Origin of the sequence: [Ruminococcus] torques ATCC 27756, from assembly GCF_000153925.1 — a bacterium.
In the GTDB taxonomy this organism is placed as follows: Bacteria; Bacillota; Clostridia; order Lachnospirales; family Lachnospiraceae; genus Mediterraneibacter; species Mediterraneibacter torques.
The window spans coordinates 248,148-264,781 of the sequence record NZ_DS264345.1 but is presented as its reverse complement, the minus strand read 5'-3'; the positions used below and the strand labels follow the sequence as shown (position 1 = coordinate 264,781).

18 protein-coding genes and 1 tRNA gene are annotated in these 16,634 nt (G+C 39.4%); 7 read left to right on the top strand and 12 right to left on the bottom strand.

The window, feature by feature from the left end:
- Position 1: 1 nt before the first annotated feature.
- Positions 2-1,759 (bottom strand): arginine--tRNA ligase, encoded by a 1,758-nt coding sequence (argS, locus tag RUMTOR_RS02465; protein WP_004845478.1) that lies wholly within the window; start codon positions 1,757-1,759, stop codon positions 2-4.
- 156 nt (positions 1,760-1,915) lie between these two features.
- Here argS and RUMTOR_RS02460 point away from each other — a divergent pair.
- Positions 1,916-1,987 (top strand) — tRNA-Arg (locus RUMTOR_RS02460).
- Here the strand turns inward: RUMTOR_RS02460 and RUMTOR_RS12640 are convergent.
- Both RUMTOR_RS12640 and pcrA read right to left on the bottom strand, forming a co-directional pair.
- Positions 1,979-2,890, bottom strand: a complete 912-nt coding sequence (locus tag RUMTOR_RS12640) for a deoxyribonuclease IV (protein ID WP_009242309.1) — start codon at positions 2,888-2,890, stop codon at positions 1,979-1,981. The genes RUMTOR_RS02460 and RUMTOR_RS12640 overlap by 9 nt on opposite strands.
- 16 nt (positions 2,891-2,906) lie before the next feature.
- Positions 2,907-5,159 carry a DNA helicase PcrA gene (gene pcrA, locus RUMTOR_RS02455; protein ID WP_004845476.1) on the bottom strand — a complete coding sequence of 751 codons (2,253 nt, stop codon included), beginning with the start codon at positions 5,157-5,159 and terminating at the stop codon, positions 2,907-2,909.
- Positions 5,160-5,461: 302 nt separating this feature from the next.
- Between pcrA and RUMTOR_RS02450 the strand changes: the two genes are divergently transcribed.
- A complete protein-coding gene (locus RUMTOR_RS02450; RefSeq protein WP_004845475.1) occupies positions 5,462-6,064 on the top strand; it encodes a DUF1836 domain-containing protein in 603 nt (200 codons plus the stop codon).
- 57 nt (positions 6,065-6,121) lie between these two features.
- Here the strand turns inward: RUMTOR_RS02450 and RUMTOR_RS02445 are convergent, their stop codons facing one another.
- Both RUMTOR_RS02445 and RUMTOR_RS02440 read right to left on the bottom strand, forming a co-directional pair.
- A complete protein-coding gene (locus RUMTOR_RS02445; protein WP_004845473.1) occupies positions 6,122-6,412 on the bottom strand; it encodes a YerC/YecD family TrpR-related protein in 291 nt (96 codons plus the stop codon).
- Between the two features lie 186 nt (positions 6,413-6,598).
- On the bottom strand, positions 6,599-7,327 hold the full coding sequence (locus RUMTOR_RS02440) for a phosphatase (protein WP_009242310.1): 729 nt from the start codon (positions 7,325-7,327) through the stop codon (positions 6,599-6,601).
- A 239-nt stretch (positions 7,328-7,566) separates the two neighbouring features.
- Here RUMTOR_RS02440 and RUMTOR_RS02435 point away from each other — a divergent pair, with 239 nt between their 5' ends.
- Both RUMTOR_RS02435 and RUMTOR_RS02430 read left to right on the top strand, forming a co-directional pair.
- A complete protein-coding gene (locus RUMTOR_RS02435) occupies positions 7,567-8,718 on the top strand; it encodes a hypothetical protein (protein WP_004845470.1) in 1,152 nt (383 codons plus the stop codon).
- A 163-nt stretch (positions 8,719-8,881) separates the two neighbouring features.
- Complete coding sequence (locus RUMTOR_RS02430) at positions 8,882-9,382, top strand: ABC transporter substrate-binding protein (protein ID WP_004845469.1); 501 nt, start codon at positions 8,882-8,884, stop codon at positions 9,380-9,382.
- A gap of 106 nt (positions 9,383-9,488) precedes the next feature.
- Here RUMTOR_RS02430 and RUMTOR_RS13685 read toward each other — a convergent pair whose 3' ends face one another.
- The 4 genes from RUMTOR_RS13685 to RUMTOR_RS02410 all read right to left on the bottom strand — a co-directional run bounded on the left by RUMTOR_RS13685 (position 9,489) and on the right by RUMTOR_RS02410 (position 12,789).
- The gene (locus RUMTOR_RS13685; protein WP_004845468.1) at positions 9,489-10,388 is read right to left on the bottom strand and encodes a GrpB family protein; all 900 of its coding nucleotides are present in this window, start codon (positions 10,386-10,388) and stop codon (positions 9,489-9,491) included.
- Between the two features lie 31 nt (positions 10,389-10,419).
- Positions 10,420-11,067, bottom strand: coding sequence for a GNAT family N-acetyltransferase (locus RUMTOR_RS02420; protein ID WP_004845467.1), 648 nt, complete (start codon positions 11,065-11,067; stop codon positions 10,420-10,422).
- Between the two features lie 17 nt (positions 11,068-11,084).
- A complete protein-coding gene (gene rsgA, locus RUMTOR_RS02415; RefSeq protein ID WP_242647674.1) occupies positions 11,085-12,104 on the bottom strand; it encodes a ribosome small subunit-dependent GTPase A in 1,020 nt (339 codons plus the stop codon).
- Positions 12,105-12,171: 67 nt separating this feature from the next.
- Complete coding sequence (locus RUMTOR_RS02410; protein WP_009242366.1) at positions 12,172-12,789, bottom strand: TetR/AcrR family transcriptional regulator; 618 nt, start codon at positions 12,787-12,789, stop codon at positions 12,172-12,174.
- Positions 12,790-12,979: 190 nt separating this feature from the next.
- Here RUMTOR_RS02410 and RUMTOR_RS02405 point away from each other — a divergent pair, with 190 nt between their 5' ends.
- The 3 genes from RUMTOR_RS02405 to RUMTOR_RS02395 all read left to right on the top strand — a co-directional run bounded on the left by RUMTOR_RS02405 (position 12,980) and on the right by RUMTOR_RS02395 (position 15,258).
- Entirely contained in the window at positions 12,980-13,723 is a 744-nt protein-coding gene (locus RUMTOR_RS02405; protein WP_004845464.1) for a MerR family transcriptional regulator, read from the top strand.
- Positions 13,724-13,795: 72 nt separating this feature from the next.
- Positions 13,796-14,518, top strand: coding sequence for an ABC transporter ATP-binding protein (locus RUMTOR_RS02400; RefSeq protein ID WP_004845463.1), 723 nt, complete (start codon positions 13,796-13,798; stop codon positions 14,516-14,518).
- Positions 14,515-15,258 carry an ABC transporter permease gene (locus tag RUMTOR_RS02395; RefSeq protein ID WP_004845462.1) on the top strand — a complete coding sequence of 248 codons (744 nt, stop codon included), beginning with the start codon at positions 14,515-14,517 and terminating at the stop codon, positions 15,256-15,258. The genes RUMTOR_RS02400 and RUMTOR_RS02395 overlap by 4 nt, the downstream gene beginning before the upstream one ends.
- 97 nt (positions 15,259-15,355) lie before the next feature.
- On the opposite strand, the gene RUMTOR_RS02390 is transcribed toward RUMTOR_RS02395, so the two are convergent.
- From RUMTOR_RS02390 to RUMTOR_RS02380, 3 genes are all read right to left on the bottom strand, one after another.
- On the bottom strand, positions 15,356-15,583 hold the full coding sequence (locus RUMTOR_RS02390; protein ID WP_009242368.1) for a type II toxin-antitoxin system MqsA family antitoxin: 228 nt from the start codon (positions 15,581-15,583) through the stop codon (positions 15,356-15,358).
- 5 nt (positions 15,584-15,588) lie between these two features.
- Positions 15,589-15,837, bottom strand: coding sequence for a DUF4258 domain-containing protein (locus RUMTOR_RS02385; protein ID WP_287501785.1), 249 nt, complete (start codon positions 15,835-15,837; stop codon positions 15,589-15,591).
- Positions 15,838-15,927: 90 nt separating this feature from the next.
- Positions 15,928-16,152, bottom strand: coding sequence for a hypothetical protein (locus RUMTOR_RS02380; RefSeq protein WP_009242370.1), 225 nt, complete (start codon positions 16,150-16,152; stop codon positions 15,928-15,930).
- Between the last annotated feature and the right edge of the window lie 482 nt (positions 16,153-16,634).

The window sequence follows — 16,634 nt, the reverse complement described above, 5'->3', positions numbered from 1 at the left end:
ATTACATCCTTTCCGGCGCTTCAAATCCAAGCAGGTCAATGCACGTCTCCAACACGCGCTTTGTCAGTCCGAGGAGCGCAATATAACCGGAACGTTTCTCTTCGTCTTCCTCGGAGAGGATCTTCGTCTCATGATAAAACTTATTAAATTCATTCGCGATCTCATAAATGTAAGCGCACAATTTATGCGGAGCAGTCTCTTCGCATACTGCCTCAAACACATCGTTGAACTTCAAGACTTGAAGCATAAGCGCCTTCTCATATACATTTCCCGACGGACGGATCGAAAGTTTCTCTGCGCTTCCTCCGTTTTCCTTATACTTTGCCAAAATGGACTTAATACGCACGATTGTATAAAGAATATACGGACCTGTATTTCCCTCAAATGAAGTAAATCTGTCTACGTCGAATATATAATCTTTGCCTGCCTGATTCGACAGATCTCCATATTTAATTGCCGCAAGTCCGACTATGCGGGCCGTCTTTTTCGCTTCTTCTTCCTCCACTGTACGATTATCCATAATTTTCTTATACATTTCATCGTTAATTTCGCGGATCAGATTTTCAAGACGCATAACGCCGCCCTCACGGGTTTTGAACGGTTTTCCGTCTTTCCCGTTCATCGTACCGAATCCGAGAAATTCCAATCTTGTATTCGGGCTCACGATCCCCGTCTTTTTTGCACAGCGGAACACCTGTGTAAAGTGAAGTTCCTGACGTTTATCTACTACATAGATAACTTCGTCCGGCTGATAATCTTCTTCCCTTTGTACAAGTGTTGCAAGATCTGTCGTATCATAGAGCGCCGCTCCGTCTGACTTTAAGATCATACACGGAGGAACTTCTTTTTTATCCGACTCTTCCTGAACATCGACCACAAGAGCGCCCTCGTCGTAACGCGCATAGCCTTCTTCTTTTAACATCTGTACCATATCAGGTATATATTTCTGCGCGTCCGCCTCGCCTTTCCAAAGATCAAATTCTACATTCAGTCTCTCATAATTTTTCTTAAGATCTGTAACCGAAACATTCATGATGTGATTCCAAACCGCTCTGTATCCTCTGTGGCCGTTCTGGAGCAAATATGTCGCATGCAACGCTTCTTTCCTGTATTCTTCGTCTTCTTTTGCATATGAACTTGCTGTCGGATATATCTCCTCCAGTTCGCCGATCGTAAACGGAGCTTCCGCCGGATATTCTCCCGTAAAATTTTCATCAAAATACGGCAGCTCCGGTTTGCGTTTCTTTAATTCCGTGATGATAAGTCCCATCTGATATCCCCAGTCTCCCAGATGAATATCACCGATCACTTTGTTTCCTTTAAAACGAGTAATCCGTTTTACGCTTTCGCCGATAATTGCAGAACGCAGATGTCCTACATGAAGCGGTTTCGCAACATTCGGTCCGCCGTAATCTATCATGATCGTTTTTGGTTCTTCCGCTTCTTCTACTCCGAGTTTTTCTGTTTCTGACATTTGATTTAAATAATCCGCAACACTTTGCGGAGCAAGTTTCAGATTGATAAATCCCGGCTTTACAACTTCTACCGTCTCAAAATAAGAACTTTCCTTTAAATATACCGCCACATCTTCCGCAATCATAAACGGGGCTTTTTTATATTTCTTTGCTCCTGCCATCGCGCCGTTGCACTGATATTCGCACAAATCGGGACGATTTGAAAGAGTTACTTTTGCAAGTTCTTTATCATAACCGGCTTTTTCAAAAGCCGCTTCCATTTCCGTTGTGATCAATTCCAACATTGTTTTCAATTTTTCCACACTCCTTTATATAGAAACTCTTTATCATATGAATGCTATTCTAACATGTATCAGTTTTCACGGCAACAAACAACTTGAAAACACTTTACATTTTGCTTACTTTATGCTAGGATAATTAAAGTTGTTTAACACAACGATGCGTCTGTAGCTCAGTGGATAGAGCAATGCCCTCCGGAGGCATGTGCGACGGTTCGACTCCGTTCAGACGCTTTTTTCATGCTCTTTTACAATCCGTTCTTTCATATCAGGATCAAATTTCCCTGCCCGAAGCATCTCAATTTCATATTTATAAGGAGCATATGATTTCTTTGGATTTTCCACAGATGGTATATATGGCGTCTCAAGTATTTTCGGAACATCCCTAAAGTCCGCATGATGAACGATATAATTGATCGCTTCAAAACCGATATGTCCGAATCCGATGTTCTCATGCCTGTCCTTTGCAGCGCCTGGAACATTCTTACTGTCGTTAATATGAAATACGGCAATCTGATCTTTTCCTATAATACGATCGAACTCTTCTATCACATCATCAAAATGATGAATAATATCATACCCACTGTCGCTCGTATGACATGTATCAAAACAAACTCTCAATTTATCGCTATATTTTACCCCGTCGTAAATCCTGGCTAATTCTTCAAACGTACGACCGATCTCCGATCCTTTCCCCGCCATTGTTTCTAACGCCACACAACAATCCATATCCTGCGTAAGAACTTCGTTTAGTCCTTTTATGATCTGCTCTGTTCCTATGCTGACTCCTTCTCCTACATGGGCTCCCGGATGCAGAATCAACGTATGGCTTCTGCAGCTTACCGTACGGTCTATCTCCTTTGCGAGAAACTCAACCGCAAGAGAAAATGTTTCCGGCTTTACCGCATTGCCTAAATTAATAATATACGGAGCATGAACAATGATTTCTTGAATCCCGTGCTCTTTCATATATTCCCATGCAGGATCGATATTTAATTCTTCGATTTCTTTCCGCCTCGTATTTTGAGGCGCTCCCGTATAAAACATAAATGTATCCGCCCCGTAAGATACTGCTTCTTTTGCAGAACCAAGCAGCATCTCCTTACCACTCATTCCGACATGTGAACCTATTTTCACAATGTTATCCTCCAATCTATATTTTTATAAGCTTTGCAAACAAAGCAAACATTTTTCTGACTCCTGCAGTATCAAACTGCACCGTCACCTCATAATCTCTTCCACCCTCTTTAATCTCCGTCACCGTGCCGTCTCCAAACTTTACATGCCGTACACGATCTCCGACTCCGTAAGAGAGTCCCTCCGACTTTTTCGCCATCAGTCCGCTCCCCTTTTGGATCGCGGCAAATGCCGGTTTCTGAGCATACGCAGATCTTTTGTATCCACTGACCTCGGACGAATACGTCCTCTTCTCTCCCAAAGAAACATTTTGAGAAAAACCGCCTTCTCGCTTTCCTGTATCAATCAATGCAGAAGGCATCTCTTTAATGAAACGGGACATACTGTTATATTGTCTCTCACCTCTGACCAAACGCATACGCGCGCAGGTAAGAGTCAATTTTTCTTCAGCGCGGGTCACGCCCACATAACAAAGTCTTCGTTCCTCCTCCAACTCTTCCGGATCATCTCCGCTGATCGACATATAACTTGGGAACAATCCGTCTTCCATTCCCGCAAGATATACATGTGGAAATTCCAGACCTTTCGCACTGTGAAGAGTCATAAGGATCACGTAATCCCGATCTTCCGCTACGCTGTCGATATCAGCGACAAGAGCCACCTCTTCAAGGAAACCGCTCAGCGTCGGTCTTTCTCCTCTGTCACTGCAGCTTTCCTCATATACGGCCGCCTTACTGACAAGTTCGTCTATATTCTGCACTCTTGCTTCCAGTTCCTCAGGATCATCCGCTTCCAGACTTTCCGTATACCCTGTCTTCTCGATCACTTCCGTCAGAAGATCTGTCACCCCGCTCTCTTCCGATCTTCCTTTAAAATATTCGATCAAAGCTGCAAATGAATCAAGTTTCGATGCGCTGCGTCCGATCCCGGGAATAAGGTCCGGAGCTGAAAGGGCGTCATAAAACCCTATTCCTCTCGCAGCAGCCGACTCCTGAATCCGATTAATCGTTGTCAAACCGATCCCCCGTTTCGGAACATTAATAATCCTTCTCACAGCCAGATCGTCTTTTCCGTTATCAATCGTTTTTAAGTATGACAAAACATCCTTAATCTCTCTTCGGGAATAAAAATTGATGCCTCCGACAATCTTATACGGAATATTCATCGCGACAAACTTTTCCTCAAGAAGACGCGACTGCGCGTTCGTTCGGTATAAAACTGCATGATCACTGTAATTTGCTCCCTGTGCCGTTTCGTCCTTAATATCCTCTGCAATAAACTGCGCTTCGTCATATGCCGTATCAAACTGCCGCAGACGGATCTTCTCCCCTTTTTCATTATCAGTCCAAAGAGTCTTTTCTTTTCTGCCTTTATTGTTGCGGATCACACTATTCGCAACTTCCAATACATTCCCGACAGAGCGGTAGTTCTGTTCCAGTTTAATTACTTTTGCATCTGAAAATTCTTTTTCAAAATCCAAAATATTTCGTATATTAGCTCCGCGGAACTTATAGATCGACTGGTCGTCATCGCCGACTACACACAAATTCCTATACTTTCCCGCAAGCAGGCTGACAAGCCGAAACTGTACGGTATTCGTGTCCTGATATTCGTCAACCATGATATATCTGAAACGTTCCTGATAATTCTCCCTCACATCAGGCTGCGTTTCCAGAAGCTGAACTGTCTTTACAAGCAAATCGTCAAAATCCAACGCATTATTCGCCCGCATCTGCGCCTCATATTCTTTATAGACTTTTGCGATCTTAAGCTGTACAAAATCTCCTCCGGCATTCAATTCAAACTCTTCCGGAAGGATCATCTCGTTTTTAGCAGAAGAAATTACCGATAAAAGCATCCTTTCTTTAAACCGCTTTGTATCAATATCTGTCTTACGACATACTTCTTTCATCAGCGTCTTCTGATCATCCGTATCATAAATCGTAAATCTGTTGTCATATCCGAGACGATCTATGTATCTTCTTAAGATCCGTACACACATGGAATGAAACGTACTGACCCAAATACTCTCTGCTCCGATCCCGACAAGGCTGTCTACTCTCTGACGCATCTCTTCCGCCGCTTTATTTGTAAACGTAATGGCAAGAATATTCCATGGATTCACTCCCTTTTCCTCAATCAGGTATGCAATTCTGTGAGTCAAAACTCTTGTTTTTCCCGAACCCGCTCCCGCCAGGATCAAAAGCGGACCTTCCGTATGAAATACAGCCTCCTTTTGAGGTTTATTCAACGTATCATATACAGCCATTTATATGCTCCTTATCTTTCTTTTTCTCAATTACCCGTAAAATATTTAGTTCAAATAACGAGTGTGTATTGTTCTTATTATCGAACATATTTTCGTTAAAGTCAACCTTCTTTTTTCGTTCATTTATCCCATGCCAAACGCTTCCATATCGTTATCATTTATCAAGGCGCACTCCTGATAAAACGGCTGATAACTACATTTTTATACAAAAACAACGATGGGAAATCCCGGTTAATAAAGGTTTAGAAAAGGCTTGCCATCTAGTTTTCACTACTATATAATAAGGATATCGAGGTGATATTATGAAAATAGACATGACAGATCTGTTAAACAGCATAACAGAAAACTTAAAACGTATTGATTACATCAAACCGGAAGAAATACCGAATATTGATTTATATATGGATCAGGTAACAACTTTTATGGACGAACATCTTGCCGGAACAAAACGCCGTGACGAAGATAAGATTTTGACAAAAACAATGATAAACAACTACTCAAAAAATAATCTTCTTCCTCCGTCCGTCAAGAAAAAATATTCTAAAGAACATGTACTTCTTCTTATATTTATTTACTACTTTAAAAGCATTCTTTCTATCAAAGATATTGAAACCGTACTTGCTCCTCTGCGGGACAAATATTTTTCAGACGAGGCGGCGCTTAGCCTCTCCGAACTGTATACCGAAGTTTGCAAGCTTGAAAAATCCCGTATCAAGCCGCTTTCCGAATCCGTTCAAGAAGCATACGAAAGTTCATTCTCTGCTTTTTCAAATATAGAAGATGACGCCGATCAAAAAGAACTTCGTCTTTTTGCATTTATTTGCTCTTTAAGCTTTGACGTCTATTTGAAAAAAGTTATGATAGAGAAAATCATAGACGAACTTTCTGCTCAAAAAGAAGATTGACGAGTACAAAAGTACGTATTAAAAATGCCGGACACGCATGAACGCTCCGGCATTTTTTTATTTTTTATCAATTCTTTCAAAAACCATGTCATATCCATCATTGCCGTAATTAAGAGAACGGTTCACCCGGCTGATCGTTGCCGTTGAAGCGCCTGTCTTTTCCGCAATTTCAAGATAAGTTTTCTGCTCTCTGAGCATTTTTGCCACTTCAAATCTCTGTGACAGAGACAGCAGCTCGTTAATCGTACAAATATCCTCAAAAAAAGTATAACATTCTCCTTTATTTTTCAGACTGAGAATCGCTTCAAAAAGATAGTCAACTGCCTCTGTCCTGATTTTTTTACTCATATAAACTTCTCCTTTTCAACACCGTGGCATATATCCGAGCAACCTCTGCATCCACAGCAATTATTTCAAGCACTGTTATATTTTAGCACATTAAATTCTTGAAGTCCATACGTTAATCAGTTAAATTTATAAAGTTTTACAAAAGTACCTTATCCCTTTCATCTGCATACAAAAGTCCGCTCTCTCCTACATACCGAAAGTGTTCATATTCAAATATTGTTTTAATACATCAAATTTTGTCGTAACAACAAGTTCCTCCGGAAAATCGCAAAATTTAAGCACTTCTTTTACATAAGTAAAATTGCCTGCATCTACATCTACATGTGCATCACTGCCTGTCGTAACCGGAACATCATACTGTTTACAAAGATCAAGCATTGTAAGAATATTTTCACGAGTTCCCTTTCTGCTGCTTGACGGTCTCATGGAAGAATTATTTACTTCCAAAAGCGTTCCCGTCTCTTTTGCCATCTTCACAAGACGTTCGTAATCAATCTGAAAACGACCGTCATCAGGATGCCCGATAATGTTAATATACGGTTTCTTCATCACAGCCTCGTATGCTCTCATATTTTCCTCTTCTGTGTGCCCCATCCCATAGCATGGCGGATGAATGCTCGCAATAACTATATCCAGATCACGGCAGGTACTTTCCGGAAGGTCGATCCTGCCTGTTTCATCCATTATATTTACTTCCGCTCCCATTAAGAGGCGAATTCCTCCGCATTTTCTTGGAACGACATCCAGGTTTTGAAAATAAAACAACCCGCACGTTCCCGGCATTTTCGGAGCATGTTCCGTAAGCGCAAGCGCTTTTAAGCCTTTTGCTTCTGCTGCCGCCGCCATTTCTTTTATCGTGCTGTATGCATGTCCGCTTGCCAGCGTGTGTGAATGTGTATCTGCTTCAAATCTCATAATTTCTCCTTTCGCCTTTGTTACAAATTCTGCTGTCATTTTTTGCAATATCTGTATAATTATGACGCTGTTTTTTATCTTTTAATTTTGATATCATATCACATATCGCGCTATATTTTCGATCATATTTGATATTTTTCGATTTATTGTTACATTTTTCATTGTTCTAACTCATTTGAAATGTTATAATAAAACCATTATAAATTCGATTTAACGAAGAGAGAGGAGTATTGATTTTTATGAAATGTCCGATATGCGGAAACAAACTTGAGATCAAAAACAAACAAATCGGCACTGACAACAGCGGAGATCCTGTCTTTAATGAATATGCAGTCTGCCGTGACTGTAAAAAACAGTGGAATTTAGACAAGCAACGTGCAAAAAAAGCAGCGGCAAAGGCATCTGCCAAAAAAGCCGAAGCGGCAGATAAGACCAGCCGCAAAAAAAACGAGAGCGACGTTGCTCAAAAAAAAGACGAAAACAAAATCAAAAAGGCGCACAAAGAGCCGGAAGCAGCTCATACCGGCAGCCCCAAAAAACGCGCTGCTGCAGAAGCTTCCCCAAAAGCTTCCGACCGGGTGAAGTCACCTGCGCAAAATCAAAAACGGCGGCCTGATGAAAAAGCAACTGACGAGAAAACAGTTCGGATTCAGGAAAATCCCGAAAAGAAAGTCCCGAAAAGAAAGCCTTCATCCAAACAAACTACTGAAAAATCAGCTCCGAACGAAGATAAACGGTACAGTAACATCCCACCGGAACAAGTCCGCACAAAACGGGAGAAAGCTGTTAAAAAAGGCTATGATGATATGCTTGCAACAGGAGTTCTTGATACTGACAAAGTAAAAAAAGCCTCCTCAAAATCATCCAAAAATAAAAACGACAAATATGACACAAAAGCTTCGCGTAAAATGCCTGAACCGGAAATCGACGATTATGAAGATGATTATTACGAAAGCGTTCCGAGATTCCGCGCAGTGCGCATCATTCTCGGGATCATCTCTCTCGCAGGATTCGGATTCTTTACTTATAAAGGATTCATGACCGGACTTAACGGCACAACAGACGGCGGCGGCACAAGCGGCACTTTATACATTATCCTTGCCCTTTGTATGCTCGTATCTTCACTTCTCTATTTTATCATGCAAAAGTCAAATACGATTTTTGCTTTCCTTCTTCCGATGCTTTTTTATCTCGGAAGCGGCGTATTTGCATTTTTGAAACGTGGAGATGATCTGCAGCTTCTCATCGCAGCTATTGTAAGCGGAGTATTGGCAATTATTTCACTCATACTTGCGATCACTTCCCGCGGAGGATCTGATTATGATGATAGTGAAGAAAATTATGATGAAGCCTTTGAAGACGATTATGCCGAGGAAGAATTTGACGATTAGAAAGCCATAACTGTTTTAGAAAAACTGAAATTTAAAAGCAGAGCGTTACTTACAGGAATCCCCAAAACCGGGAGACTTGCGTATCGCTCTGTTTTTATATCCTTTTCACTGTACGGTTATATTTTACATATATTACAATAAAACCAAATCATCTGGAGATTTCATGAAAAAACAACTTTTAACCTCTCTTTTTGCCTTCCTTCTTGTATTTTCTTTGTGTATGGGATGCTCTAAAGCCGAAACCGGAGATAAAACGACAGCTTCCGACTCCTTTGAAGTATCGTCTCAAAAAACTTCCCCTGTAAAAATCACACTAAACGAAGTGGCTCATTCTGTTTTCTATGCTCCACTATATGTGGCGATTGAGAAAGGATACTTCAAAGATGAAAACATCGACCTCACACTTGTCACCGGATTTGGAGCCGATAAAACAATGACTGCCGTTATTTCCGGAGAAGCCGATATTGGATTTATGGGATCTGAAGCTTCCGTTTATATGTACAGCGAAGGAGCTTCCGACTATGTCGTTAATTTTGCACAGCTCACACAGCGAGCCGGAAACTTTCTCGTTGCACGGCAAGACAACGAGCATTTTCAGTGGGCAGATCTCAAAGGAAAAACTGTTCTGGGCGGTAGAAAAGGCGGCGTACATATATTAATGTAAATTTAGAGAGTATTGTGATTTTATGTAACTGGGTGGACAGAATGAATAGTGCGAAGAGTATATAAAAGAAGTGGCGGAAATACCAAAAATGATATTTCCGCCATACTTATATCCACCAGTTAGGAGTGATATCTCCTAATGTAACCATTTTTTTATTTTCATAATCCATCATGATCTGAATAGAGTGATAATGGTCCGGCATTAACTGTACCATAAATTCCCGGCAGGCACCACAAGGCGGGATTGCTTTTCCATTCCGATCAACCGCTATCAATCGACAAATGCCATTCTCGCCATTTGTAATCATATTGGCAATCGCATTTCTTTCTGCACACATTCCCAAAGAGCAAGCAGTATCGATACAAACACCAACATAGATATTCCCTTTTTCAGTAAGAATTGCAGCGGAGACGCCGCCAGCCTCTACAAGCGGAGAAATCTCTCTTTTTTTCTGTACATTTCGTGCCGCAAGGTACATTTTATCCCATGTTCCATCAAATTGGGAGAGAGCGAGTTTCTCAATTTTACGCACAAATTCTTCTTTTCCGTCACAATATCCATCAATATCATAAGGGAATTTCTGTGCAAGAACTTTTTTGATTTTTGCATATTCGTCTCGTTCTTTTTTATGAGTACGCATATAGTCACGAAAGGCAAGATGTCTTCCAATATTATTCCAATCCTCTGTTTGAAAGATATGAATTTGATGAGTTCTCTCATCTCCACCCTTACGAAGATACCGTCTGCCTGCTATCCCAAATTCGCCGAGATATTCATAACCTATTTTAGAAAAGGCTTCTGCAGCATCGTCAACCTTTTCAAGATTTTGTACTGCTGCCATAATATCTATAATAGGTTTTGCGGCTAAACCTTCGACAGACGTACTCCCGATATGATAAATGGCAACGCAGTTATCTGCGAGAATATCCTTAATTAGTAAAGCTTCTTCTTCATATTTTTTTGGCCATAAAGGATTATAGTCTACAACTGTAATATGTTGACTCATGATTGATACCTCCTATCTCAAATCCAATTTTCTATTCTTCCACAAAAGAATGACTCATAATATAAAATTCCTCTTGACTTGAAAGATACTTCTTTTCTATTGGTTCTAATGTGCTATCATAGTGTGCCGCTGCTTCTTCGCTGATCGCCATAACAGGACTCTCCTGATAAATCCACTTATGACCATCCAGTACATGAGGAATCAATTCTTTGACCATCATTGCCGCAGGGTATTTCCCGTTTTCAATACAAACATTATATTTTTTACAGCTTTTAAATCCACGACTGATATAGTTGGCAGGACTTCCAAAGATAACAATCGTATCATAGCCTAACTGTATGGCTGCCTGGAATGAATGTTCTATAAGCATTTTTCCGTAGCCCATCCTTTGATAAGCCGGATGAATACTAATCGGACCGAATGTTAAAATATCTTTTTTGTTTTTATTTTCGTCAATTAGTTTTGCTTTTGTGTACATGATATTGCCAATGACATTACCGTTCAGCTCCAAAACAAAATCCAGTTCTGAAATAAAGTCTTCATGTTCTCGCATATTGTGAACTAAGTAATGTTCTACACATCCCGGTACATAAAGATTATAGAAGGCTTGTCTTGTGATAGTTTCTACAATTTCCCAATCTTCTTTTCGTTCATTTCTTATAATAACATTTTCTTTCATAAGATAACTGCTCCTCTTTATACTCTGATCGGCATTTTTTTTATTAACTTGGAAATTTCTTTTTCGCGTTTTCCTTTTGCAATCAGATAACTTTCTTTATCTTCTATGTAGCTGCTTTCAGCTTTTAGTTTTTGATAAGAATTCCAGCGGTCAATTTCCAGTTCGCCCGTTTCCAGCGCTTTTAAAACTGCGCATCCCGGCTCATTTTTATGGGTACAATTACGGAATTTACATTGAGATGCAAGCGTTTCAATTTCTGTAAAGGTTCTATCAATTCCTGTATCGTTATCCCACATTCCCAATTCACGCATACCCGGAGTGTCGATGACCATACCGCCGGAAGGAAGTAAAAACAATTCTCTGTGAGTTGTGGTGTGCCTGCCTTTATCGTCATTGCGTAGTCCGTTCGTTTTCAGCTGCTCTTTACCCAATAGAAGATTGATAAGAGTAGATTTTCCCACGCCGGAAGAACCGATAAACGCAATTGTTTTTCCCTCCGAAATAAATGGCAGAAGTTCCCTGTATCCATTTTCTTCTGTTGAAGTTGTAACCAAAATATCCAGCCCAAAAGCAATGGAAGAGACTTCAGAAAGTTTATAATCTAAATCATCACACAGATCAGATTTTGTCAGCACCACAACAGGCATAGCGCAGCTGTCCCATGCAATGGAAAGATATCGTTCTAACCTTCTGATGTTAAAATCATTGTTTAATGCCATGCAAAGAAATATCGTATCGATATTTGCAGCAACAATCTGTTCCTGTTGAGGTTCTCCTGCTGCTTTTCGGATAAAAGCGCTTTTTCGCGGCAGCAGAGATTCGATAATTGCGCTGTTGCCGGATTCATTCCAATTTACCAGTACAAAATCTCCAACGGCAGGATATTCTGAAGAAAATGTGGCTTGATACCGGAACTTTCCGGATACTTCCGCCAATTTTTCTCCTTTGTCTGTTATGATCCGATAGAACCCTTTTTCCTGTGAAAGAACACGCGCCGGTTCTAATGGACTATCTTGTGGGATTTCCTTTGAAAACATTTCAGAAAATCCGTATTGTTTTATGTTGATGAAATTGTTCATTCTTATTTCCTTTCTTCTTTCCGTTTTATGAAAAATATTTTTGGAAGAAATCATCGATATAACGCATATACCTTTGGGCGATTTCTTCTTTTGTTTCTTTACAATCTGTCCCATCTGACATACTGAGCAGAAGATAAAAGGGAGAATAAAACTCGATTGCCAATGCATGGGGAGAGGGCAGCAGTTTCTCCTGTTCTTTTGACATCTCGCAAAGTAAATTTTCAATATACTCCAAAGGTCCGCTGACAAGAACTTTTTGATATAAAGCACTCATTTCCGGAGATTTGTATTGTTCCAGAGTAAGCATTTTACGAAAATTACAAGCAATTTCATCTTCACTCCAATAGCGGAACTGCTCTTTCATATAATTGCCTAAACTTTTTGCGGATACATGGGAAAAAGCCTCCGGCATATCCGAATAATCCTGTTCCGGGACGCCGCTTTTTCGAGAGCGTTCCACATCCAGTCGGCAAACGTATTCAAATATACAGTTAAAAATATCTCTTTTGTTTTTATAATGTTTATATAAAGCGCCCTTGGTTATACCTAATTCTCCTGCAATCTGACTTACAGATACTGCCTCATATCCATTAACAGCAAACAGCCGTAAAGCAGCCACTAATATTTTTTCCTTCGTATTCATCATCATAGCCTCCAATTAGTAAACGATTGTTTACTTGAATAGTATAGTGAACAGTCGTTTACTTGTCAAGTGATAAAAGCTCCTATCTTACTGTTTCGCTTTTCAAACAGCTATAATATAATAAACCCTACACTATAACACCAGACTTTTCGATTGTGGTATATTCTTAAGAGAATGGAGGCGAGAAATAATGGCTACATATAAAACTGCGGAAGTTGCTGCAATGATTGGAGTACATCCAAATACAGTTCGCTTATATGAAAAAATGAAGTTGATACCCAAACCGGAACGGCTGTCAAATGGTTATCGCGTATTTACAGATTTTCATATATGGCAATGCAAATTAATACGGCTGGCGTTTCAAGTAGAAGTATTGCAAAATGGTTTGAGAAAGAAAATTGTACGAATGGTTACGGTGTCTGCTGCGGGTGAGTTCGACACAGCAATCATACTGACAGAGGAATACTTAAAGCAGCTTAGACAGGAACGACGAAATGCCGAAGAAGCAATTAAGATTGTGAAACAGCTTTTGTCCGGCGGTGCGCAGGAAAACTCACACAATCTGAAACGGAAAGACGTATCAAATCTACTTGATATTTCTATGGATACACTCCGAAATTGGGAAATGAACGGTCTGCTTACTGTTAAGCGAAAAAATAACGGGTATCGTGTTTATACGGACGAGGATATACAGCGGCTAAAAATCATTCGCTCATTAAGATGTGCAAATTATTCTTTAGAAGCAATCCGACGGCTTTTGCAGCAATTATCTAAAAATCCCAACACAGACATTCGTGTTGCATTAAATACCCCAAAACAGACGGAAGATATTATTTCTGTTTGCGATAGACTTATCATATCCCTTTCAGATGCGGAAACAAATGCAAAATTTCTTTTAGAAATGTTGCAAGAAATGAAAATCTTATTTTCATAAACCCTACACTTTGCCACCAATGTTATCGTTGGTGGTATTTTTATAGAGAAAAATAAACCAGGAGGTATTACTATGCAAACTGCAATCAAAGTCGAGCAGTTGTCAAAAAGTTATGGCAATCTGCTTGCAATAGACCAAATCAGTCTATCCGTAAAATACGGCACCGTTTACGGGCTGCTTGGCGCAAACGGCGCAGGGAAAAGTACAACGATTGAATGTATCTTAGGAACAAAAAAGGCAGACAGCGGAACGGTATCCGTCTTAGGTTTGAACCCGAAAGAAGACAGACGCCGCTTGTTCCAAAATGTCGGCGTACAGTTTCAGGAAAACAATTATCAGCCGGAAATCAAGGTTTCCGAGTTATGCGATGAAACAGCCTGCTTATACAAGGCTCCGGCAGATTGGAAAACACTTTGTGAGAAATTCGGGATCGGAAGCAAGATTGATCATGCAGTCAAAAATCTGTCTGGTGGAGAACGCCAACGTTTATTTATTGTACTTGCTCTAATTCCAAATCCGAAGCTTGTGTTTCTTGATGAGCTGACTACCGGACTTGATACAAAAGCCCGGCGTGATGTTTGGAAAATCCTGTCGGAATTAAAGGACAACGGATTGACAATCTTTTTGACTTCTCATTTCATGGATGAAGTGGAAGCTTTATGTGACGAGATATGTATTCTGAAAAAAGGAAAGGCTGTATTTTACGGAACTGTTGAACAGGCAAAGAAAGCCAGCGGCTGCGAAAAATTTGAAGACGCTTACCTTATGCTTTTCGGAGAGGTGGTAGAAGAATGAAATCATTTGTAACACTTTTAAAGAATGAGCTAAAACTCAATATTAGAAACATGAATATGGTTATATTTGCCGTTATCATACCATTAGTCGTATTGATTATTCTCGGATTTATTTACGGCACAAAACCTGCTGCTGATGGAACCGCATACACTTTTTTGGAGCAATCCTTTGGGGCGCTTTGTTGTATTTCCATTTGTGCTGGAGGACTCATGGGGTTACCCCTTGTGGTATCAGAATACAGAGAACGAAAAATTTTAAAGCGTTTTAAAGTTACCCCTGTCAATCCGGTAAAATTGCTTGTCGTGGAGTTTACAATTTATGTCATATATTGCGTGGTATCCATGCTCACTTTGTTCCTATTTGCTATGCTGTTCTGGAAAATAAAGATACATGGTTCTTTGCTTTTATTTTTGGGAAGTTGGTTGCTGACTATGGTATCTACGTTAAGCATTGGTCTGTTAGTCGGCGGTATTGCTAAAAATATGAAAAGTGCAAGTGTCATTGCCTGTATCTTGTATTTTCCTATGCTGATTTTTTCTGGGACAACACTTCCGTTTGAAGTTATGCCTGCTGCTATGCAGAAGATCATCAGTATGTTTCCTTTGACACAAGGTATTCAATTAATGAAAGCAACATTTCTTGGATTGCCAATCGAAAACGTTTTGCTTCCTGTTGGATTTATGGGAGCTGTTATATTCATTTGTTTTGGGATTTCTGTAAAATGCTTTAAGTGGGAATAAATAGTTAAGAAAATATAATTCATTTAGAATGAATAGTGCGAAGAGTATATAAAAAGAAATGGCGGAAATACCATCAATGATATTTCCGCCGAAATTATTAAGCTACTTGTGGATAATCAATAACTGCAATTTCCTGCATTAATTTTTTCGCCATATTAACAATCAATTCAAGGCGTTCAGCAACTTCGTCTGTATAATATTTTTCTCCACACTGATCACATTCAAGGCATGGAACATTTTTAATTACAATAATACAATTTTTATAGTTTACGACGTGTGTTGTTGTGCTATTGAAAGTGGTACTATTTTTACAATACATACACATATCCATCACCTCTTTCTTCGAGTCTTTAAATCATTTTCAAATTTCTTTGTATCTGGGTAATATGCCGTTATGATATATATATTTATATTATCACATCCGGCAACAATATGCAAAATTCGTCCATTTACATTATATCCAAAAATCAGGCAACTTGGATTAGGATAATCTTCAGGGTAGTCTTCTATAATTTCACCAGTTGCAATTCCATTTTTTACATCGGCACGACTGATATCTCTTTCCTGCATTCGTTGCAGACAATGCTATGTCCAGAGAACCTTTGATTCTGAACACAATTTTTGATATATTTCTAAATTCATTCGCGCCCTCCTTAACTTTGTTACAATTTATAAATAGTATACAGAACGACTCATTCTTAACTGTACACCGGTATCTTTTTTATCATTGCGAATACGTTCTTCTAAAGTCCAAAATTTTTCGGAAGGAGTTCCTTCACCATTTAGCAATTCAATATATTCTTTATTCAACTTATCCATATAGGCTTCTTGCCAGTCTGCAATTTTCTCTCTGAACAAAACCCAATCTTTTTTAGTAAATCCGTATTCTGACATTGTCATATTCCTCCACTTTGACATAAGTAAATTATAGTATAAGCAGTTCTGTTTCTCAATACTTGTCTTTTGAAAAATTGCATTTGATTTTCGATTTTGTATGATTGAGAATTATAATTCAAAATTGAATTTTAAAACACAGAATGCTATAATCAAAAATTATCAGAATCACTTTGTAAGAGTATCATAAAAAATCAAACACACTCTGAATATCACTTATCTAAAAAAGTATTTTCTACATTTTTTCTTTTTCAAATTATCAAGAGCAAGATCCACCCCGGTATTACCATATCGTCATTCTTCCATATACGTAATATTCCGGAGTTTTATCTTGCTGGGGAACTGGCCTCCCCATAACCACTTTTTTATTAGCTACACCGGCGGTGTACGCAGCAAAATATCATAATTAACATAATTCTATTTTGGGCATTCAATAAGTAATTGAATGTCTTTTTCTATTTGAAAATACACATGGTGATGCG

Coding starts and splice junctions, on each gene's coding strand:
- argS (WP_004845478.1), bottom strand. CDS start 1,759: ATGTTGGAATTGATCACAACGGAAATGGAAGCGGCTTTTGAAAAAGCC.
- pcrA (WP_004845476.1), bottom strand. CDS start 5,159: ATGGCTGTATATGATACGTTGAATAAACCTCAAAAGGAGGCTGTATTT.
- RUMTOR_RS02450 (WP_004845475.1), top strand. CDS start 5,462: ATGAAAATAGACATGACAGATCTGTTAAACAGCATAACAGAAAACTTA.
- RUMTOR_RS02445 (WP_004845473.1), bottom strand. CDS start 6,412: ATGAGTAAAAAAATCAGGACAGAGGCAGTTGACTATCTTTTTGAAGCG.
- RUMTOR_RS02440 (WP_009242310.1), bottom strand. CDS start 7,327: ATGAGATTTGAAGCAGATACACATTCACACACGCTGGCAAGCGGACAT.
- RUMTOR_RS02435 (WP_004845470.1), top strand. CDS start 7,567: ATGAAATGTCCGATATGCGGAAACAAACTTGAGATCAAAAACAAACAA.
- RUMTOR_RS02430 (WP_004845469.1), top strand. CDS start 8,882: ATGAAAAAACAACTTTTAACCTCTCTTTTTGCCTTCCTTCTTGTATTT.
- RUMTOR_RS13685 (WP_004845468.1), bottom strand. CDS start 10,388: ATGAGTCAACATATTACAGTTGTAGACTATAATCCTTTATGGCCAAAA.
- RUMTOR_RS02420 (WP_004845467.1), bottom strand. CDS start 11,067: ATGAAAGAAAATGTTATTATAAGAAATGAACGAAAAGAAGATTGGGAA.
- rsgA (WP_242647674.1), bottom strand. CDS start 12,104: ATGTTTTCAAAGGAAATCCCACAAGATAGTCCATTAGAACCGGCGCGT.
- RUMTOR_RS02410 (WP_009242366.1), bottom strand. CDS start 12,789: ATGAATACGAAGGAAAAAATATTAGTGGCTGCTTTACGGCTGTTTGCT.
- RUMTOR_RS02405 (WP_004845464.1), top strand. CDS start 12,980: ATGGCTACATATAAAACTGCGGAAGTTGCTGCAATGATTGGAGTACAT.
- RUMTOR_RS02400 (WP_004845463.1), top strand. CDS start 13,796: ATGCAAACTGCAATCAAAGTCGAGCAGTTGTCAAAAAGTTATGGCAAT.
- RUMTOR_RS02395 (WP_004845462.1), top strand. CDS start 14,515: ATGAAATCATTTGTAACACTTTTAAAGAATGAGCTAAAACTCAATATT.
- RUMTOR_RS02390 (WP_009242368.1), bottom strand. CDS start 15,583: ATGTGTATGTATTGTAAAAATAGTACCACTTTCAATAGCACAACAACA.
- RUMTOR_RS02380 (WP_009242370.1), bottom strand. CDS start 16,152: ATGTCAGAATACGGATTTACTAAAAAAGATTGGGTTTTGTTCAGAGAG.